The organism is Rahnella sp. BIGb0236 (assembly GCF_004364755.1).
GTDB lineage: Bacteria > Pseudomonadota > Gammaproteobacteria > Enterobacterales > Enterobacteriaceae > Rahnella > Rahnella victoriana.
This window is the reverse complement of sequence record NZ_SOAO01000009.1, coordinates 19,700-40,485: the sequence shown is the minus strand read 5'-3', so window position 1 is coordinate 40,485 and position 20,786 is coordinate 19,700. Positions and strand designations below refer to the sequence as shown.

The window sequence follows — 20,786 nt, the reverse complement described above, 5'->3', positions numbered from 1 at the left end:
GGAGCCTTCGGGCTCCGTTTTCTATTTTTCGATCCCGCCAACATTAAAAACGAATGCGAAAACTCTTCGACTGACAGGGTTTAAATTCTCCCATCTGCCCGCTGCCATTTTCCGTGTTCACGCCCGTTTCATCCATGCGGACTTCCTGCCATCCGGTGACTTCGGTATTGATCTGCACACTGTCCGCCAGGCTTTGCGTTTCTGACGGGTTATAGACCCGCACAATCAGCGCCTCGTCATCTTCGGCTTTTTTCAGCGCACTCAGCACCGTGCCCGAAATGCATTTTTGCATCAGGCTGTAACGCGACGGCGTCTTGTTGTCCGTCAGGTTCAGCTTCATCGCGTCATACGGGATCTTGTTGTAGGTGCGCACCGGCGTCAGGTAATCCCGCGCATGTTGCATCACGCTGGCCTGAAGATGATCGCCGCTGAAACCCAACAGCGCGAAACGGTAACGCTGTTGACCGGGCATCTGGGAATCCGGCGTCGGCATTTTGATACCGGAAGGACGCCCCGGTCGCAGCAGCAGGTTTTCTTTGCCGAGCACGCCAACGGCACGGAACAGCGTCAGCGCGAAGGTATCGCGCTTTTCTCCCACCACTTCGAACTCGCGCAACCCTTCGGTAAACAACGCCAGTCCCTGATGCCCGTCCTGCAACGCCGCAAAATTCATCAGTTGCCACACCGGCACCGGCGCTTCTTTCCAGCCTTCCGCTTCCCAGTTTGCCATGGCCGCGTCATCCACCGGACGGGTGATGCAGCCGAACTGATTGTCAGCCACCACTGTCTGGCTGGCAAACGGCGTCGGGATCAGTACCCGCAGGCGGTGATCGTCAGCGCGGTTTTCCAGCGCCATGTCGATCTCAATCCGGCGGCTGTTTTTCGCCAGCGTCACGGTGATGGTCACTGGCATTTCACTGCTGAGCGTCCGCGCAGCGCGATCTTCCAGCGTGCGGGGGAGCGGCATGTTCAGCGAAATGGTCGCCGTGCTTTGCCACGGCTGATGCTGATAGCTGACCTCTGCCGTCAGGTGACCGGAAGTGAGCAGCCACTCGTCGCGCGCCGGAGAATAATCGTATTCGTCGCCGTCGTCAGAGCCGTTTTCCAGTTCCAGCACCTGCTGATAGCGGCGGAAAGTCTGTTTATCAAGAATATCCAGCGTGCCGTTCGGGTTAACCGTCACACGGTAATAATCGTTTTCCAGCGCCTGATCGCCCTGTGGCGCAGGCAGCAAAATACCCGGCTGATGTGGCGTCACGTTCAGCGTCACGTACCCCATCGCAGGCAGCGTGGCGCAAAGCTGGATGTCGTATTCCATAAACGGATCGTAATTGCCGTAATGCACGATCTGTCTGTCTACCAGCCCCGGATCGATCTCCCGCGCGTCGCGGATGAAATACGGCACCTTATGACCCTGATCGTCAGTCAGGCTGAAAGACGAGGCGCGGATGCGGATCGTGGTATTGACCGTTTCCTGACGCGGATGCAGCGAGAAGTTGAACAGCGCCAGCCGGTCAGCGGTATGGCCGTCGGGTTGCAGGTTGTCGATGATTTTGCGCAGCGTGAACTGAATGAGGTTTTCGGCCATGTCGTCGGCAAGAATAAACCGCGACATAATTTCCTGATGAACCTTATCGCTGCAACAGCAACCGATGCTGTCGTGCGCGTGGTTCTTCATGATCTCTTTCCACATCTTTTCGATCAGGCCGTGGTGATAATCAAAACCTAAGCGCCAGGCGAGAGAACACAAGGGTTCGAGCACGTTGACGATTTTGTTCTCAATCGCCGCATTTGCCTGTTTGATGTCCATGCGGGTTGAGGAAATGGTGCGGTGAACGCGCATGTATTTGCCGTCGTTGAACTCCCCGCGCAACAGCGCCAGTTGCGGTTTGATGGCGTCGATACGGTCAAAGATCTCTTCAAAACGGCTGAGCTGGAAACTGCGCTGCGGATAGATCCGGCGCAGCATCTCCATGATGGGAAAGATATTTTGTTGTATCGGCATCTGGTCATGGCCGTTGGGCAGCAAAATATCGCCGGTCAGCGATGCCGCTTCCAGCACCGGCAGGTATTTATCCAGCCGCTCGCGCAGCGCGTCTTCATCCTCCGGTAAATATTTGCCGATAGCGTAACCCAGCGGCAGCACCTGTGCGGTGACTTCGCTGCCGTCGTGGCTCTGCCAGCGGAATTCGGTTTTATCCGTACCATGACGTTCCGAGCAGCCACGCCAGAACATGGCGTGTTGCAGGCCAAAACCGTTAAAGATGTGCGGTAGCTGGGAGGACATACTGAAAGAATCCGGCAGATAACCGATTTTCATGGGTTCGCCGAACTCGCGGCAATCGCGCATGCCATACAGCAGATTGCGCAGGATGGATTCGCCGCTGACCACCATCGTGTCGGTCTGCGTATACCATGGGCCGATAATCAGTTTTCCGGCTTCAACCAGCGCCTTCACACGCGGGCGGTTTTCCGGGCAGACGGCAAAATAATCTTCGAGGATCGCCGTTTGTCCGTCCATCACATAAAACGGATAACCGGCGTCGTTTTCCAGACGATCGAGGATCTCCGCCATATTGTTGACCAGCAGGATCCGCGAGGCTTCGGTGGTGAAATACCACTCGCGATCCCAGTGCATGTGCGGCGTCAGATGAACGCGGGAAACAGTCATAACATCGTTCCTTTCATGCCCTGCAAGGCAGGGCGCAATGTGAGTAAATCAGGGAGTTTATGCAGAGGCATCGTTAGAAAATTGCCCGTGCCGCACCGCGTAACCGCGCCAGCTCAGCAGCACCAGCGTGGAAATCACTGTGCCCGCCAGTGCCGCGCCCAGCCAGATGGCCGCCGCCTGCCAGCCGCCCAGCCCGCCGTCATGCAGCAGGAACATGGAGAAAATGCCCGCGCCCGGCGTGGAAAGGCCGATCCCTGCCGCACCGACGATCGCACCGGTGACGACCGATCCCGTCAGGAAGGAGCCGATAACGCGCAGCGGATCTTCAATCGCCATCGGGATCGCCCCTTCGGTGATCCCGGCAAGGCCGAGCAGCCAGGTGGATTTTCCGGTTTCGACTTCAAAAGATTTGAACAGGTGCGGTGCGATCAGGGTTGAAGCGGTCACGGTGAAGGCCGAGACCATTTTGGTGGCACCGAAAATGGCGTACGGGCCGTAAACGCCGTTTGCCATCGCGCCTAGGCAAAAAGCATAGGCCGCTTTATTGATCGGCCCGCCCAGGTCAAAGGAGCACATGAAAGCAATCAGCGCGCCGAGCACAATCGCGTTGCTGCCGGATAATCCGTTCAGCCACGCGGTCAGGCTGCTGTTGAGCCACGCCACCGGTTCGCCGATTACAAACAGCATGATGCTGCCGGTCGCCAGCGTGCCGAGCACCGGATAGAGGTAAAACATCAGGAAGCCGTTGAAGCTGGCACTCAGACGGACGTGTTTTTTCATCCAGCGCATCAGATAACCGGCAATCAGCCCGCCCGCCACACCGCCGAGAAAACCTGCGCCGATCATGTTGGCGCACAGTCCGGCAGCAAATCCCGGCGTCAGCGCCGGTTTATCCGCCAGCGAATACGCCGTGTAAGCCGACAGCACCGGCACCATCAGGATGCCTAACATGCCGCCGCCGAGCTGACGGTACATCCACAGCCACGACTCTTTCTGCGCGTACAAGTCCTGCCAGCCAAACAGTTGCGCGATCAGCACGGTTACCGCCAGCAACGAGCCACCGGCGACAATCAGCGGAACCGCAAAGGAAATCCCGCTCAGCAGCGCCTGTTTTAAATCGGCTTTCACACTGGTTTTGTGCGGCTGGTCCGGCGTACTGTCCACGGTTTCACCGGGTTTTCGCTGCATCGCCAGCGCCTGTTGCAGCACCGCGCCGGCGCGGCGGATCGGTTCTGCAACAGGCACCTGCACGCAGGGGATCCCGGCGAAACGCTGGCTGTCTTTGATCGCCACTTCGGCGGCAAAAACGCAGGCGACGGCGCGATCACACTGCGCGGCCGTGATCGGATCCTCAATACCGTTGGCTCCCTGCTTTTCAACCTGAATGCGGATACCCAGTTTTTTCGCTGCCTTTTCCAGATATTCCGCCGCCATGTAAGTGTGCGCGATGCCTGCCGGACAGGCGGTCACACACACCACCAGAGGCGCATCGTCAGGCAAAACCTGCGGATGCGGCGTTTCCGTCGCTGGCTCCGCGCCCAGTAGCGCCAGTACCTGCGGCACATGTCGCGCCGCCAGCAGCGCCGCACGGGTGTCATCATCCACCAGCCGCGTGGTCAGCGCCGTCAGCAGATGCATATGGGTTGATCCGGCTTCCGCCTCAGGGATCGCCAGCAGGAAGATCATGTTTACCGGCTCTTCGCCGTCCACGCCCTGCCACGGCAGCGGGTTTTCCAGCGTGGCCAGGGCAAAAGCCGCACGCCGCACGCTGGCTGATTTGCCGTGCGGTACGGCCAGCCCTTCGCCCAGCGCGGTCGGGCCTTCGTGTTCACGTTCCGTCACCGCCTGCAAAAAATCCTGTGCGTTATCAAGGATCCCCTGCTGGTCGAGTTGCTGAACAAGAAACGCGATCGCCTGTTCGCGGCTGGCAAAGAGAGTATTGAGGTGTATCAGTTCGGGCGAGGTCAGTAATGTCAGATCCATAAAGTTGTCCTGTCTGAATCGATGAAAATTCAATATTTGTATTATTGTTGTATTATATTTGTATTAAACATCAAACCAGCAAGCGATGAATGTGATCCAGATAGAAGATCTTTCGTTCAGTTGTCTGGTTTTTGTCATGTCGGCGAACTGCTACACTCGTGCGAAACAGCCAGACAGGAACCTGAAACGTGAGTAATCAGCCGCTTTACCGTCAGATCGCTGCGCAGATCCGCGATCAGATCCAGCGCGGGGAAATCAAAACAGGCGATGCGCTGCCGACAGAACTGCGTCTGCGCGAGCAGTTTGGCGTCAGCCGCGTGACGGTGCGGCAGGCGATTAAGCTGCTGGTGGAACAGGGTGTGCTGGAAAGCGTGCAGGGCAGCGGGACGTACGTGAAGGAAGCCAAGGTCAATTACGATATTTATCAGCTGACCAGCTTTGACGAGAAGTTACAGCCTCTGGATATTCCCTCTCACAGCGAAGTGCTGGCGTTCTCAATTGTGAAACCCCCGATGGGCATCGCCGAAGCGCTGGCGTTGCCGGAACAGGCGCGGGTGTATTACATCAAACGGCTGCGCTATATCGCCAGCAAGCCGGTGACGCTGGAAGAAACCTGGATGCCGCTGGATCTGTTCCCGGATCTGACGTACGAAGTCATGCAGGGATCAAAATATGCCTGGATGGAGCAGACCAAACATCTGGTGATTGACCGCAGCGAGCAGGAAATTATCCCGCTGATGCCGACCAAAGAGATGGTTTCGCTGCTGGGCGTGGCGGCGGATCAGCCGATTTTGCAGAAGATTTCAAAAGGATTTCTGGCGGACGGCACGGTGTTTGAATTCAGCCGCAATACCTTCCGCACCGATGATTATAAATTCACTCTGGTCGCCCGGCGGATGCCGCACTGATCAGCGGCTGTCAGCCACCACCTGCGCCAGCCGCTGCACCAGTTCGTCCGCCTGCGCCTGCGAGCTGATATTCGGAAACCCCATCAGCAGGCCGTTCGGACGTAACGCGTCGCCCCGTTCGCGGTGCTCAACCCGCCAGTCAGACAGCGCCTGCACCGCCAGCCCCTGTTCGCGGGCATTTTTCGCGATCAGCGCATCATCCAGGTCGGCACTCAGCGTGGCGCAAAGCTGGATCCCGCCCACCTGCTGGCTCACACGTAACAGGTTCGCCGGAAACGCGGAGGTCAGTGCCTGTTCCAGATAACCGCGCCGTTCGGCGTACAACTGACGCATACGTTTCAGGTGCCGGTAAAAATGCCCCTGCTCGATGAACTCCGCGATACTGCTTTGCACCAACGGCGGCGTGCCGCAAATTCGCAGCGGGCAATACGCCTCGATTTTTTCCACCAGACTTTCCGGCACCACCACATAGCCGCAACGCAGCGCCGGAAACATCACTTTGCTGAATGTCCCTGCGTAAATCACCCTTCCCTGCGTATCAAGACTTTTCAGCGAAGGCAAAGGCTGGCCGTGATAGCGGAACTCGCTGTCGTAATCGTCTTCGATAATCCACGCCTGTTGCTTTGCCGCCCAGTCCAGCAGCGCCATGCGCCGCGTTAAACTCATGGTCACGCCGGTCGGGCTTTGATGCGCAGGCGTCACCACCGCGAAGCGCGCATTCGCAAACTGCTTCACCGCCTGCGGCACGTTCATGCCTTCGTCATCGACATTCACCGCCATCGCCACCGCACCTGCCGCGCGGAAAAATGCCTGCGTCACCGGATAACCCGGATCCTCCAGCCAGACACCGTCGCCCGGTTGCAGCAGGCTGCCGATGATCAGATCCAGCACCGGCGCATAACCGCCGCAAATAAATATTTGTTCCGGACGGCAGGTAAATCCACGGGAAAGTTGCAGATAGCGGGCGACGGCGTGGCGTAAAACGTCCGTACCGGCCAGCGGCGGATGGCCTAAATCATTCATGCTGGTGTGGCGGATTTGCCGCGAGACAATGCGCGACCAGATCGCGCGCGGGAACGCATCCAGCGCCGGAAGCCCGAGCTGGAAAGGCAGGGAAGAAACGGAAGGTAACATCGGATTGATCGGCTTACGCACGGCGTCTTTCCTGACCGGCGCGGGCGCGGGGGCGGACAAACTTTCCGGCGCACTGACCACGGTTCCGGCCTGCCCGCGGCTTTGCAGAAAACCTTCCGCCATCAGCAGGCCATAGGCATTTTCCACCGTGGCGCGTGCAACACCCAGTTCGCTGGCCAGTGCCCGCACTGACGGCACACGGCTGTCACGCCTGAGTTGCCCGGCCATGATCGCCTGTTTTACCCGCTGATAAATCTGCCGGTAAAGCGGTTCTTTGTGCCGGGGTTCGAGCTGAAAGGAAAGACTGAAGCCGCGCATCATGACCTGTTTAAATAGACATTTTATGGCCCTGTAGTATAGACCATACGCAGCGTAAAGTAGCGGTCATTGAGGCGCACTGTGCGTCGCTGTTTAGCCCGAAAATCCCAGAGGAAATCATCATGACTGCACTTCGCCTGCCTTACTATTCTCTGTCTGCTTCCGTGATGGAGCCGATGAAAGCCGCGCTTGGCGCACTGGAAAACGGTCCGCTGGATAACGTCATCATTGAGCTGGCGTTCCTGCGTGTGTCACAAATCAACGGCTGTGCGTATTGTCTGGATATGCATTCCAAAGCGTTGCGCAAAATGGACGTCGCGCAAACCAGACTGGATCAGCTGGCGGGCTGGCAGGTCAGCCATGCGTATTCAGGACGCGAACGTGCGGCGCTGGCGTGGGCAGAATCGCTGACCTTAGTGGCGGCAACCGGCGCACCGGACACGGCCTTTGAGCCGCTGAAAGCGCAATTCAGCGACGTGGAAATCTCGGAACTGACCTTCGCCATCGGCCTGATGAATGCGTTTAACCGTCTCGCCGTGGGGATGCGCCAGTAAATTTTTGAGAATATAGTGTTTGTTTTTTGACCGTCGCATTGCCTTGCGTTGCGCAACAAATCCGGTCAAAAAAGTTTTTCCTCTCCAGCCCGCTGCCTGCGGGCTTTGCCGTTTTTGCAATAAGCAAATTTAGAAAATCTACATATTGTGTGGTTGAAAATTTAAATCACCACATCTAGTATTCACTTCATCGGGACGCCACGATGGCACCGACTCTCGCGTCTTTCCCCCGGCTCAGTCAGCCGCACAGCGGGAAGGCAAAAATTGTCTCTGATTTCTCACCAGATGGAAATACGAATCATGAGCATTATTATTTACAGTAAACCAGACTGTGTCCAGTGCAACGCGACTTACCGTGCATTAGATAAACAAGGCATCGCTTACCAGGTGGTCGATTTAACTCAGGATGAGCAGGCGCTCGGTCAGGTGCGTGCGATGGGTTATCAGCAGGTGCCGGTGATTGTGGCCGGTGACGACCACTGGTCTGGTTTCCGTCCGGACAAAATCAGCGCCCTGCGCCAGCTTCAGAACGCGTTCTGAGGACCGGCGGATGAATCCGTTGGTCTATTTTTCCAGCAGTTCAGAAAACACCCATCGCTTCGTCGGCAGAACAGGATTGCCGGCGATCCGCATTCCGACAGATCGTCAGCCTGAAAAATTGCGTGTCGACTTACCGTACATTTTGGTGGTGCCGAGCTACGGTGGCGGATCGGCCAAAGGCGCGGTGCCGACGCAAGTGATCCGTTTTCTGAACGATGAACATAACCGTTCACTCATCCGCGGCGTTATCGCTGCCGGAAACACCAACTTCGGCGCAGCGTATTGCATTGCCGGCGATATTATTTCCCAGAAGTGTCAGGTGCCTTACCTGTACCGTTTTGAATTGCTGGGAACGCCGGAAGACGTTGCAAAGGTCAGACAGGGAGTAACAGAATTTTGGCAGCGACAGAACTAGCAATCACCGACCCCGGCACCCGCAGCCCGGACTATCACGCGCTTAACGCGATGCTGAATCTGTTCGACGCTAACGGCCAGATCCAGTTTGATAAAGACCGCCTGGCCGCGCGCCATTACTTCCTGCAACACGTCAATCAGAACACGGTGTTCTTCCACAATCTGGCGGAAAAACTGCGTTATCTGGTGGAAGAAGGTTATTACGAAGCCGACGTGCTCAATCAGTATGAATTCGACGACATCAAGCGTCTGTTCAAACAGGCTTACGCCAAAAAATTCCGCTTCCAGACGTTTCTGGGCGCATTCAAGTATTACACCAGTTACACGCTGAAAACCTTCGACGGCAAACGCTATCTTGAGCGTTATGAAGATCGCGTGTGTATGGTGGCGATGACGCTGGCGCGCGGCGATATTCAGCTCGCCGGGCATTTTGTGGATGAGATCATCTCCGGCCGTTTCCAGCCTGCCACACCGACGTTCCTCAACTGCGGTAAAAAGCAGCGCGGCGAACTGGTGTCGTGTTTCCTGCTGCGCATTGAAGACAATATGGAATCTATCGGTCGCTCGGTCAATTCGGCGTTGCAGCTTTCCAAACGCGGCGGCGGCGTGGCGTTTATGCTGACCAACATCCGTGAAGTGGGCGCGCCAATCAAGCGCATCGAAAACCAGTCTTCCGGCGTCATTCCGATCATGAAAATGCTGGAAGATGCTTTCTCATACGCCAATCAGCTCGGCGCCCGTCAGGGCGCAGGCGCGGTGTATCTGAATGCTCATCACCCGGATATTTTGCGATTCCTTGATACCAAACGCGAAAACGCCGACGAAAAAATCCGTATCAAGACCTTGTCGCTGGGCGTGGTCATTCCGGATATCACCTTCGAACTGGCGAAGAACAACGAAGATATGTATCTGTTCTCGCCGTATCACGTCGAGAAGGTGTATGGCGTGCCGATGTCCGAAATCAGCATCAGCGAGAAATACCGCGAGATGGTGAACGACAAACGCATTCACAAAAGCAAAATCAATGCGCGCGAATTCTTCCAGGTGCTGGCGGAGATTCAGTTTGAATCCGGCTACCCGTACATGATGTTTGAAGACACGGTCAACCGCGCCAATCCGATCAAAGGTCGCATCAATATGAGCAACCTGTGTTCGGAGATTTTGCAGGTGAATTCGCCGACGATCTACGGCGAAGACCTGTCTTATCAGGAAATCGGCAAAGACATTTCCTGTAATCTCGGCTCACTGAATATCGCCTCGGCGATGGATTCACCGGATTTCGGCAATACTGTCGAAATGGCGGTGCGTGCGCTGACGGCAGTGTCGGACATGAGCCATATCCGTTCGGTGCCGTCTATCGATCAGGGGAATCAGGATTCGCACGCCATCGGCCTCGGCCAGATGAATTTGCACGGTTATCTGTGTCGCGAGCGTATTTACTACGGCTCGGCAGAAGGTCTGGATTTCACCAATATCTATTTCTGCACCGTGGCTTTCCATGCGATCCGCGCATCAAATCAGATCGCTATAGAGCGCCAGCAGTCGTTTAAAGGCTTCAAAGATTCTACCTACGCCAGCGGCCGCTATTTCGACAAATATGTCGATGACGCCTTAGCCGCGAAATGGCAGCCGAAAACCGAGCGTGTGCGTGAACTGTTTGCCGACGCTGGCATTGCCATCCCGGCCACCGCAGACTGGGCGGCGCTGAAAGAGTCCGTGATGCAGCATGGGCTGTATAACCAGAATTTACAGGCGGTGCCGCCGACCGGTTCTATTTCATACATCAATAATTCGACGTCGAGTATTCACCCGATCGTGTCCCGCGTGGAAATCCGCAAAGAAGGCAAGATTGGCCGTGTGTATTATCCGGCGGCGTTCATGACCAATGACAATCTGGATTACTACCAGGATGCCTATGAAATCGGCCCGGAAAAAATCATTGATACCTACGCCGAGGCCACGCAGCACGTCGATCAGGGGCTGTCGCTGACGCTGTTCTTCCGCGATACCGCCACCACGCGCGACATCAACAAAGCGCAGATTTACGCCTGGCGCAAAGGCATCAAAACCATTTATTACATCCGTCTGCGCCAGATGGCGCTGGAAGGCACCGAAGTTCAGGGTTGCGTTTCCTGCACGCTGTAACCGATTGAAAGGACTTAAAAGATGAGCGCAGTAAAACAATTGTTAGTGCCACAGCCGGTCAGCAAAGCCATTAACTGGAACAAAATCCAGGACGATAAAGATCTGGAAGTGTGGAACCGCCTGACGTCGAATTTCTGGCTGCCGGAAAAGGTGCCGTTATCGAACGACATACCGTCCTGGGCGACGCTGAGCGCCCAAGAGAAACAGCTGACCATCCGCGTATTTACCGGCCTGACGCTGCTGGATACCGTGCAGAACGTGGTCGGCGCACCGACGCTGATGAAAGATGCGGTGACGCCACACGAAGAAGCGGTTTACTCGAATATCTGCTTTATGGAAGCGGTGCATGCGCGTTCCTACAGCTCGATTTTCTCGACGCTGTGCGCCACCGTGGACGTGGATGAAGCCTACCGCTGGAGCGAGGAAAACGTCGCGCTGCAAAACAAAGCCGCGATCATTTTGTCGTATTACGACGGCGAAGATCCGCTGATGAAGAAAGTCGCCAGCGTGTTCCTCGAATCCTTCCTGTTCTATTCCGGTTTCTATCTGCCGATGTACTGGTCGAGCCGCGCCAAACTGACCAACACCGCGGATCTGATCCGCCTGATCATCCGTGATGAAGCGGTTCACGGTTACTACATCGGCTATAAATTCCAGAAAGCCCTGGCGCTGGAGAGCGAAGAACGTCAGCGTCAGATCAAGGAGCAGGCGTTTGATCTGATTCAGGATCTGTACGACAACGAGATCCGCTACACCGAAGAGCTGTACGACGGCGTAGGCTGGAGCGAGGACGTGAAGAAATTCCTGCATTACAACGCCAATAAGGCGCTGATGAACCTCGGCTACGAAGCCCTGTTCCCGGCCAGCATGGCGGATGTGAATCCGGCGATCCTCTCCGCATTGTCGCCAAACGCCGACGAAAACCATGACTTCTTCTCCGGATCCGGCTCTTCCTATGTGATCGGCAAAGCCGTTAATACCGAAGATGAGGACTGGGATTTCTGATTCTCCTCGCGAAGAGCAAGGTTTGCTTGTGCTCCTTCCCCTCTCACGAGGGGAAGGTTGGGATGGGGTGTGGGTCAGCGACTCAGTGGCCATTAATACCCCACCCCAACCCTCCCCTTCGCAGGGGAGGGAGCTAAAACCCACTTTCTGATGTTGCCGTTATTTTTCTCAGCGTTAGTATAGAAACAGTGTTTCAAAACCCTACGCTCAGAAAAGGAAACATCATGCCTTACACGGCCTCCCCCTCCCGCTACGAAACCATGCAATTCCGCCGCTGCGGTCAGAGCGGTTTAAAACTCCCGGCACTTTCTCTCGGTCTCTGGCACAGCTTCGGTCATGTCAGTCAGCTGGAATCGCAACGCGCCTTACTGCAAAAAGCCTTTGATTTAGGCATCACTCATTTCGATCTGGCGAATAACTACGGACCGCCTCCGGGTTCAGCCGAAGAGAATTTTGGCCGTTTGCTGAAGCAGGATTTCGCCCCGTATCGCGATGAACTGATCATCTCCACCAAGGCCGGTTACGACATGTGGCCCGGCCCGTACGGTTCCGGCGGGTCGCGCAAATACCTGCTGGCCAGTCTCGATCAGAGCCTGCAACGCATGGGGCTGGATTATGTCGATATCTTCTATTCACACCGTGTGGATGAAGAAACGCCGATGGAAGAAACCGCGGCGGCGCTGGCTTACGCTGTGCAAAGTGGCAAAGCGTTGTATGTCGGGATCTCCTCTTACTCGCCGGAACGTACCGAGATCATGGCGGAGTTACTGCGTGAGATGAAAGTGCCGCTGCTGATCCACCAGCCGTCGTACAATCTGCTGAACCGCTGGGTGGATAAGAGTGGTTTGCTGGATACGCTGGACCAAAATGGCGCAGGTTGCATTGCCTTTACGCCGCTGGCGCAGGGGTTGCTGACCGGGAAGTATCTTAACGGCATCCCTGACGGCTCGCGTATGCAGGTGGAGGGGAATAAGGTGCGCGGGCTGAATGCTAAGATGCTGTCAGAGGCAAACCTGAACAGCCTGCGGTTGCTCAATGAGATGGCGCAACAGCGCGGACAGACGATGGCGCAGATGGCGCTGAGCTGGCTGCTGAAAGATGAGCGCGTAACCTCGGTGCTGATTGGTGCCAGCCGCCCTGAGCAACTGGAAGAAAACGTCAGGGCGCTGGAGAATCTGCGTTTCACCGCGGAAGAACTGGCGGCAATTGATCAGCATGTGGCAGATGGAGAATTGAATCTGTGGCAGGCTTCGTCAGATAAGTAAAACGTGAAACAGTCAGGGCGGATCCCCTCTCAGGGATCCGCCCTTTTTTTAGCTGATCAGTGCCAGACGTCGTGCCGTTTCGTAATGATCGATCCAGTATTGATTATCCAGTGACGAAATCGTAACGCCCTGAATTTTCGACGCATGAATAAACTGATTGTCCCCGACATACACGCCGACATGACGATCGCCCGGCGACGTTTTGAAAAAAACTAAATCTCCCGGTTCCAGGTTATTTTTACTCACCCTTTTGCCGTTTTTTATTTGCTGAAAGGTGGTTCTCGGCAGATGGGTTTGCAGGGAATCATTAAACAGATGCTGCATCAGCGACGAGCAGTCCACGCCTTTGTGGGTGGTGCCACCCCAGCGGTAATGGGTCCCCTTCCAGCGCGGATATTCCGCCAGCAGGGCGCTTTTAATATTTTGTGAATTGCCCGTATTGACCGCAGTCACGGTAGAACCTTTTCCATCAAAAAGTTCGCTATGGAAAAATTTGTAGGTGTCCATAGACTCAAATTCTTTTGGCATATCAAAGGCAAAGGTACTGGCGCTAAATAAACCTGGAATAAGAAGCAGTAAGGCAGAAACAAGCGATTTAATACGGAACATGCGTAGATTCTTTCATCAAAAAATAAAGCTTTTTCCTTACGTGGGAACCTGCTCACGGGGCGGGTGACTCGTCGCTGAGTGCGCAAATAATAACCAGCGAACAATAAATAATCAGGTCAAATCGAGTCCAAAATTGGACTCGGCATTTTTCCTCAGGAAAACCAACCCCTTCGCTGAAGGGGTGGAGAAAGGTGTTATGCGAAGAACCTGGCGAGGACAAATAATCCGACCGCGACATTGATCGCGCCGCCAATGCGGGTGGCGATTTGCGCGAATGGCATCAGGGTCATGCGGTTGCCGGAGGTCAGGATCGCCACGTCGCCCGTGCCGCCCTGCCCGCTCTGACAGCAGGAGACAATCGCCACATCGATGGGATGCATGCCGATCTTCTTACCGACGTAAAAACCGGTACCGACCAGCGCCAGTACGGTGGTGACAATCACCAGCAGATTCTGCAGGGTAAAAGCGTTGATCAGTTCCTGCCACGGCGTGATCGCCACGCCCACCGCGAACAGCACCGGATAGGTCACGGCAGTGCGGAAAAATTTATACACCGCCATCGAACCATGCTGAATGGTCGGCGAAATGCCGTTAGCCAGTTTGACCAGCACCGCCGCAAACAACATGCCGACCGGCGCAGGCAGACCGATCCATTTCTGACCGAGCATACCGACCATATACAACAGGATCGCCAGCAGTGCGCCGCAGGCCAGCGCATTGACGCCCGGATTCCCGTCAAACTCGTCCGTGCCGCTGCCCGACTGCCCTTTATCCGACGGCATCAGCTGACCTTCACCGGTCAGATGCGGGAAACGTTTTCCGAGCTGATTCAGGACGCCCGCCAGCACGATGGCCGTCAGACCACCTAGCATCACGATCGGCAGAATGCGTCCGAGCGCCACGCCCTGCTCCATATGCAAAATCGTCGCGTAGCCCATCGACAGCGGGATCGCGCCTTCACCCACACCGCCCGCCATGATCGGCAGGATCAGGAAGAAGAAGGTCTGCATCGGCGGTAAACCTAAAACAGTGCCCATCGCCATTCCGGCAATCATGCCGACCACTTCGCCGCACAGCATCGGGATGAAAATCCGCATAAACCCCTGGATCAGCACCTGACGGTTCATGCTCATGATGCTGCCGACAATAATGCAGCAGATATAGAGGTAGAGAATGTTGGTGGATTTATAGAATTTGACTGTGGAATCCACCACCACATCCGGCAGCAGGCCGTAATGCACCATCGCTGAAGGGATAAAGGTGGCGCAGATGGCTGCCGCGCCGAGCTTTCCGACCACCGGCAGGCGCTTGCCGAACTCGCCACAGGCAAAGCCAAAGAAGGCCAGCGTGGCGACCATCACCACGATGTCGCTTGGCAACTTACCGTTCAGGCAGTCGAGCAGGATCAGCACGCCCGCCAGCAGGAAGAAAGGCAGCGGAATAATCCCGATTTTGTAATGATCGAGAATGTGCCACCACTTTTGCCTGAGCGAAATGCCGGAGGTTTTTGTTTCTTTCACTGCGATGTAGGAATCGTCGGTTGTGCTCATGACATGGCCTCTTTCTTATAAATACTTTTCTTATTGATGGTCTGAGCATAAGAAAACAGCCGGTCAGCCGGATGTGAGGTTGTTCAAATTAAAACCGCAGGGATAAAGGTTGTTATGGTGTTTATGGAGTTAATGCACCTTGTTTTATAAGGATTATCAGATTAGTAGTAAAAGCCGCTATTAACCCTGTTATTACTGTGAGAATTCATCGTTATTTTTATTGCCTGTTCACAACTCTGTCTTTGTCCGATTACCGCCCTCATTTCGCCGTGATACGCTTATTCAATGTGTGTCTTTGATTCGTGTTGCAGCAGGTCGTATGAAATTCAGATTACCTTTTCAGGTAAAACTCTTTTTGTCTCTGGTGGTATTTTCCTGCCTGTTGCTGGTGCTGCTGGGCGCTATTTTGTTTCACATCATCGACCGTCAGTTGCATCACGATCTCGGGCAACGCGCCCGCGTTCAGGCCAGTGAGATCGCGCTGATGCCGGGGCTGGCGCAGAAAGTGCAGGCGCGTGATATTCCCGGCATCGCGAAACTTATCCAGCCCTTACGCGATAAAAGCGATGCCAGTTATATCGTGATCGGCGATACCCGCGAGCTGCATCTTTATCATTCAGAATCGCCGGAGCGCATCGATCTGCCGATGATTGGCGGTGATAACGCGCAAGTGCTGGCCGGTAAAACCATTATTTCCGTGCGGCAGGGCGGTATCGGGGTGTCATTACGCAGTAAGGCGCCGATCCTGGATGACAATAACCGGGTGATCGGGATTGTTTCCGTCGGTTACCTCACCTCTTATATCGACAATATTAATGGTCACCGTCTGGCGCAGGCCGGGTTATACGGCTTGCTGCTGTTATTACTGCTGTTTATTTTTTCGTGGATATTTACCCGCAACGTCAAAAAACAGATGTTCTGGCTGGAGCCAAAAGCTATCGCCCTGCTGGTGCGCCAGCAAAAAGCCTTACTGGAAGCCATGTATGAAGGCGTATTCGCGATTGATGCCGGAAAGCAGCTGATTTTGATTAACCGGGCCGCGCGCGAGTTACTTGATATCCGCCAGCCCGAAAACGAACTGCTGGGTAAACCCCTGGCGGAAGTGCTGCACACGCCACCCGCGTTCTTTACTCAAAGTGGCATCAGTGACAACAACAGCCAGCATGATCAGATTACCGTGCTCAATCAGCGGCAGGTGATCGTCAACCGCGTGCCGATTGAGCTGGAACCCGGCGCGGAAAGCGGCTGGGTATTCAGTTTCCGCGATAAAAACGACATCAATACCCTGAGCAGCCAGCTAAGTCAGGTGAAACGCTACGCGGATAATCTGCGCATCATGCGTCACGAGCAACTGAACTGGACCGCCACGCTGGCCGGTTTGCTGCAAATGCAGCGTTACGACGACGCCATGCATTACATTCAGGCGCAGTCCGAAGGCGCGCAGGCGGTACTGGATTTCGTCTCCGCCCGTTTTACCTCACCGGCGCTGTGTGGCCTGTTGCTGGGGAAATACGTCAGTGCGCGGGAAAAAGGCGTGGAGCTGCGTTTCGATCCCGCCTGTCAGTTGATCCGCATTCCGGCGGCCATCAGCGAAACCGAGCTGATGTCGGTGATCGGTAATCTGCTCGATAACGCCACGGACGCCACACTCAATGCCCTGACGCCCTCTTCTCCGGTGGAACTGTATATTTCAGACCGCAATAACGAACTGCTGATAGAAGTGGCGGATCAGGGCAGCGGCGTGGATGACGCCCTGAAGCCGCGGTTGTTCGAACAGGGCGTCACCACCAAGCCGTCAGACGACCATCAGGCCACCGGCGCGGAACATGGTATCGGTCTGTATCTGGTGGCGGGTTACGTCCGTCAGGCCGGTGGCAGCATCGAAATCTCAGACAATACGCCGCAAGGTACGATATTTTCCGTCTTTATCCCGTATCCGGCGGATGCGTCAACAGGAATGAAACATGAATAACAGCAGCGCACTCGATGTCGTGATTGTGGAAGATGAGCCGCATCTGGCCGGTCTGCACCGGGATTTTATCGAGCAAAATTTCAATCTGCGCGTGGTGGGCATCGCCGCCACGCTGGAGCAGACGCGTTCCCTGCTGCGGTTGCATCAGCCGCGACTGATTTTACTGGATAACTATTTGCCGGACGGTCAGGGCGTGGATCTGATCGACAGCCCGTTACTGAAGAGCTTCGATTGCTCGGTGATTTTTATTACGGCGGCCAGTGATATGCAAACCTGCAGTCAGGCTATGCGCAGCGGCGCGTTCGATTACATCATCAAGCCGGTGTCATTCCATCGTCTGCGCAGTTCGCTCGAACGCTTTATGCAACTGGTGCAAACCCTGCGCAGTGTCAAAGTGGTCGATCAGCGGGCGCTGGATAAACTGTTTAATCTGCCCGCCACTGATACGCCGTCAGCCCCTTCCGCCAAAGGCATCGAGCCGAATACGCTGGAACTGGTTCAGCGCGCTTTCACCGCAAAACCTGACGTCAGCTGGTCCGTGGAACAGGTGGTGGAAGAAGTGGGGATCAGCAAAACCACCGGCCGCCGGTATCTGGAATATTGCGTGGAAATTGGCTTTATCGCCGTGGAGATGCAGTACGGAAATATCGGCCATCCGAGGCGTCTGTATCGCAAAATAGCAGACGGAGAAAAATCCGCATCCTGAGTCCGAATTATGGCGGTTTTGCGTGACGCATTTCACGCCCTCTGCCGGTGTTCTCACCGGAAAATTTCCGCCCTCCCCCCTGTTTCACGTCGTTATTTCGCTGTGCATTCAGCTTTCAGACAACCGGTAAATTTGCGGCTTTCACGCAATTCTGAAATTTCTATTTACACCTGTAAATCCGCATCGGGAAATTTGCATTATCTCCCGATGGATCACGCAATTATCCCGTTCTAAATCCCCACAAAGTCACAAGTTATTAAATCATTTAAAATCAATACATTAGTTATATATTTAACAAGGATACGCAGCCGGAAATTAGGCGATAAGCGAAAATGTGAATAGCGGATAATTTGTCATTAATTGTCAGCGCATTCTTACCGAAATTAAACAGTGAAAATACAGATAAATACGCCACCAGAAACACAATCACGAATATCCTCCGGAAACATTGAGACTTGTCTCAGAATGTCGATGTGTTAGGGTATATGCCGTTCACTATTTTGTTACAGGCAAAATCTTATACGGTCCAACACAAAAACTAGACATCGAGCCGATACGGCTATTTATATCCAAGGAATGCACATTGCATGGCAATTAAAATCGAAGTAAAGAATCTTTATAAGGTATTTGGCGAAAACCCGGATCGCGCTTTCAAGATGATTGACGCAGGCAAGGGTAAAGAAGAAATTTTTGAGAAAACCGGTCTTTCACTTGGCGTTAAGAATGCCAGTCTGGCCATTGAAGAAGGCGAGATCTTCGTCATCATGGGGTTATCCGGTTCCGGTAAATCCACCATGGTACGCCTTCTCAATCGTCTGATAGAGCCCACCCGTGGCGAAGTCCTGATCGACGGCGAAGACATCGCCAAAATCTCAGAAGCAAAATTGCGCCAGGTGCGCCGCAGTAAAATCAGTATGGTGTTTCAGTCCTTTGCGCTGATGCCACACCTGACCGTGTTGAACAACACCGCGTTTGGTATGGAACTCGCCGGTGTGCCGGTGGAGGAGCGCAATGCCAAAGCGATTGACGCGCTGCGTCAGGTCGGGCTGGAAAACTATGCCAACTCCTATCCTGATGAATTGTCCGGCGGGATGCGCCAGCGTGTCGGTTTAGCCCGCGCCATGGCCAACAACCCTGACATTCTGCTGATGGATGAAGCCTTCTCGGCGCTCGACCCGTTGATCCGTACCGAAATGCAGGATGAGCTGGTGAAGCTTCAGGCTCAGCATCAGCGCACCATCGTGTTTATTTCCCATGATCTGGACGAAGCCATGCGTATCGGCGACCGCATCGCCATTATGCAGGGCGGCGAAGTGGTGCAGGTCGGCACACCGGAAGACATTCTGAACAATCCGGCCAACGACTATGTGCGCACCTTCTTCCGTGGCGTCGATATCAGTCAGGTCTTCAGCGCCAAAGACATTGCCCGCCGTCGTGGCGCGCTAATTCGTAAAACCCCCGGTTTTGGTCCCCGTGCCGCCCTCAAGCTGCTGGAAGACGAAGACCGCGAATATGGTTATGTGCTTGAACGTGGACAGAAATTCATCGGCGTGGTGTCGATCGAGTCGCTGAAAACCGCGCTGAAAGCCAATCAGCCGCTGGAAAGCGCCCTGCTGGAATCTCCGGCACCGGTGCAGGCAGATATGCCGCTCAGCGAACTGATTTCTCATGTCGCCGCCGCGCCTTGCGCTGTGCCGGTGATCAATGAGGACAATAACTATATCGGCATTATTTCCAAAGCCATGCTGCTTCAGGCTCTGGATAAAGAAGGGGGTAACGAATGAGCACTTCAACCATAAATAACACCATTACTCAGCACGCACAGGCCGCACAAACGTTAGATCCTTCGGTGGATCCGTGGAGTGCCGACAACGCCAGCGGCGGTGTTGCGCCTCAGGCGGATGCCGCCACAAATGCCGCGCCAGCCGATGCGGGCAGCAGTGATCCGTGGGGCGGCGGCAGCGATGCCGCGACCAGCACACCGGATGCCACGCACCACGCCGCCACGCAGACCAACGACTGGCTGAGCGTCGCACCGGAACATCATCAGCATTTTAATATTCTCGATCCGTTCCACAGCACGCTGATCCCGCTCGACCGCTGGGTCACCGACGGGATCGACTGGCTGGTCGGCAACTTCCGTCCGGTGTTCCAGGGGATCCGTGTACCGGTTGATTTCGTTCTCAGCGGTTTCCAGCACGGTCTGGAATCTCTGCCTGCGCCGATTGCGATCCTGGTCTTTGCCCTGCTGGCCTGGCAGATGGCCGGTTTCGGTATGGGTGCCGCCACGCTGGTTTCTCTGGTGCTGATCGGTGCGATCGGTGCCTGGTCACAGGCGATGGTGACGCTGGCGCTGGTTCTGACCTCGCTGTTCTTCTGTATTCTGATCGGCCTTCCGCTCGGGATATGGCTGGCGCGCAGCCAGAAGGCGGCCAAAATTATCAGGCCGTTGCTGGATGCCATGCAGACCACACCGGCGTTCGTCTATCTGGTGCCTATCGTCATGCTGTTTGGTATCGGTAACGTGCCGGGCGTGGTGGTGACGATTATCTTCGCCCTGCCACCGGTGGTACGTCTGACCATTTTGGGTATCAACCAGGTGCCGGAAGATCTGATCGAAGCCGCGAAATCCTTTGGTTCCAGCCCGCGTCAGATGCTGTTTAAAGTTCAGTTGCCGCTGGCGATGCCGACCATCATGGCCGGTATTAACCAGACGCTGATGCTGGCGCTGTCGATGGTGGTGATCGCCTCGATGATCGCCGTTGGCGGTCTGGGTCAGATGGTACTGCGCGGTATCGGTCGTCTGGACATGGGTCTGGCGTCCGTCGGTGGCGCGGGTATCGTTATCCTCGCCATTATTCTCGACCGTCTCACCCAGTCAATGGGTCGCGACAGCCGCAGTAAAGGCGGTCACCGCTGGTTCACCCGCGGTCCTGTCGGTCTGGTGATGAAGCCTTTCACGAAGAAAGCCTGATCCACACACTGCATTTTTCCCGGCGGTTCGCTGCCGGG

The 20,786-nt window shown here is 55.2% G+C and carries 16 protein-coding genes; 11 read left to right on the top strand and 5 right to left on the bottom strand.

The window, feature by feature from the left end; all coding sequences use genetic code 11:
* Window positions 1–43 precede the first annotated feature (43 nt).
* Together mngB and mngA are read right to left on the bottom strand one after the other, a co-directional pair.
* Complete coding sequence (gene mngB, locus EDF78_RS17440) at window positions 44–2,671, bottom strand: mannosylglycerate hydrolase (protein ID WP_133823567.1); 2,628 nt, start codon at window positions 2,669–2,671, stop codon at window positions 44–46.
* 57 nt (window positions 2,672–2,728) lie between these two features.
* Window positions 2,729–4,654 carry a PTS 2-O-a-mannosyl-D-glycerate transporter subunit IIABC gene (gene mngA, locus EDF78_RS17435; protein WP_131694187.1) on the bottom strand — a complete coding sequence of 642 codons (1,926 nt, stop codon included), beginning with the start codon at window positions 4,652–4,654 and terminating at the stop codon, window positions 2,729–2,731.
* Window positions 4,655–4,842: 188 nt separating this feature from the next.
* Between mngA and EDF78_RS17430 the strand changes: the two genes are divergently transcribed.
* Complete coding sequence (locus EDF78_RS17430; RefSeq protein WP_133823566.1) at window positions 4,843–5,562, top strand: GntR family transcriptional regulator; 720 nt, start codon at window positions 4,843–4,845, stop codon at window positions 5,560–5,562.
* Here EDF78_RS17430 and EDF78_RS17425 read toward each other — a convergent pair whose 3' ends face one another.
* Window positions 5,563–7,014, bottom strand: coding sequence for a PLP-dependent aminotransferase family protein (locus EDF78_RS17425; protein ID WP_133823609.1), 1,452 nt, complete (start codon window positions 7,012–7,014; stop codon window positions 5,563–5,565).
* A 122-nt stretch (window positions 7,015–7,136) separates the two neighbouring features.
* Between EDF78_RS17425 and EDF78_RS17420 the strand changes: the two genes are divergently transcribed.
* The 6 genes from EDF78_RS17420 to EDF78_RS17395 all read left to right on the top strand — a co-directional run bounded on the left by EDF78_RS17420 (window position 7,137) and on the right by EDF78_RS17395 (window position 12,937).
* A complete protein-coding gene (locus tag EDF78_RS17420) occupies window positions 7,137–7,568 on the top strand; it encodes a carboxymuconolactone decarboxylase family protein (RefSeq protein ID WP_131694189.1) in 432 nt (143 codons plus the stop codon).
* Window positions 7,569–7,868: 300 nt separating this feature from the next.
* Entirely contained in the window at window positions 7,869–8,108 is a 240-nt protein-coding gene (gene nrdH, locus EDF78_RS17415) for a glutaredoxin-like protein NrdH (RefSeq protein ID WP_095923387.1), read from the top strand.
* 10 nt (window positions 8,109–8,118) lie between these two features.
* Window positions 8,119–8,523 (top strand): class Ib ribonucleoside-diphosphate reductase assembly flavoprotein NrdI, encoded by a 405-nt coding sequence (gene nrdI, locus EDF78_RS17410; protein WP_131694190.1) that lies wholly within the window; start codon window positions 8,119–8,121, stop codon window positions 8,521–8,523.
* Window positions 8,505–10,667, top strand: a complete 2,163-nt coding sequence (gene nrdE, locus EDF78_RS17405) for a class 1b ribonucleoside-diphosphate reductase subunit alpha (RefSeq protein ID WP_119822916.1) — start codon at window positions 8,505–8,507, stop codon at window positions 10,665–10,667. The genes nrdI and nrdE overlap by 19 nt, the downstream gene beginning before the upstream one ends.
* 21 nt (window positions 10,668–10,688) lie before the next feature.
* Entirely contained in the window at window positions 10,689–11,672 is a 984-nt protein-coding gene (nrdF, locus tag EDF78_RS17400; protein WP_095923393.1) for a class 1b ribonucleoside-diphosphate reductase subunit beta, read from the top strand.
* A 224-nt stretch (window positions 11,673–11,896) separates the two neighbouring features.
* A complete protein-coding gene (locus EDF78_RS17395; RefSeq protein ID WP_095923395.1) occupies window positions 11,897–12,937 on the top strand; it encodes an aldo/keto reductase in 1,041 nt (346 codons plus the stop codon).
* A gap of 48 nt (window positions 12,938–12,985) precedes the next feature.
* On the opposite strand, the gene EDF78_RS17390 is transcribed toward EDF78_RS17395, so the two are convergent.
* Complete coding sequence (locus EDF78_RS17390; RefSeq protein ID WP_095923397.1) at window positions 12,986–13,546, bottom strand: NlpC/P60 family protein; 561 nt, start codon at window positions 13,544–13,546, stop codon at window positions 12,986–12,988.
* Window positions 13,547–13,740: 194 nt separating this feature from the next.
* Complete coding sequence (locus EDF78_RS17385; RefSeq protein ID WP_095923399.1) at window positions 13,741–15,096, bottom strand: 2-hydroxycarboxylate transporter family protein; 1,356 nt, start codon at window positions 15,094–15,096, stop codon at window positions 13,741–13,743.
* A 319-nt stretch (window positions 15,097–15,415) separates the two neighbouring features.
* On the opposite strand from EDF78_RS17385, the gene EDF78_RS17380 reads away from it, so the two are divergent.
* The 4 genes from EDF78_RS17380 (at window position 15,416) to proW (ending at window position 20,748) form a co-directional block, all read left to right on the top strand.
* The gene (locus tag EDF78_RS17380; RefSeq protein ID WP_095923402.1) at window positions 15,416–17,068 is read left to right on the top strand and encodes a sensor histidine kinase; all 1,653 of its coding nucleotides are present in this window, start codon (window positions 15,416–15,418) and stop codon (window positions 17,066–17,068) included.
* Window positions 17,061–17,774: a response regulator gene (locus tag EDF78_RS17375; protein WP_095923404.1), complete on the top strand. Its 714-nt coding sequence runs from the start codon at window positions 17,061–17,063 to the stop codon at window positions 17,772–17,774. The genes EDF78_RS17380 and EDF78_RS17375 overlap by 8 nt, the downstream gene beginning before the upstream one ends.
* A 587-nt stretch (window positions 17,775–18,361) precedes the next feature.
* Entirely contained in the window at window positions 18,362–19,558 is a 1,197-nt protein-coding gene (gene proV / locus EDF78_RS17370; RefSeq protein WP_095923406.1) for a glycine betaine/L-proline ABC transporter ATP-binding protein ProV, read from the top strand.
* Complete coding sequence (gene proW / locus EDF78_RS17365) at window positions 19,555–20,748, top strand: glycine betaine/L-proline ABC transporter permease ProW (protein WP_119822923.1); 1,194 nt, start codon at window positions 19,555–19,557, stop codon at window positions 20,746–20,748. The genes proV and proW overlap by 4 nt, the downstream gene beginning before the upstream one ends.
* Window positions 20,749–20,786 lie beyond the last annotated feature (38 nt).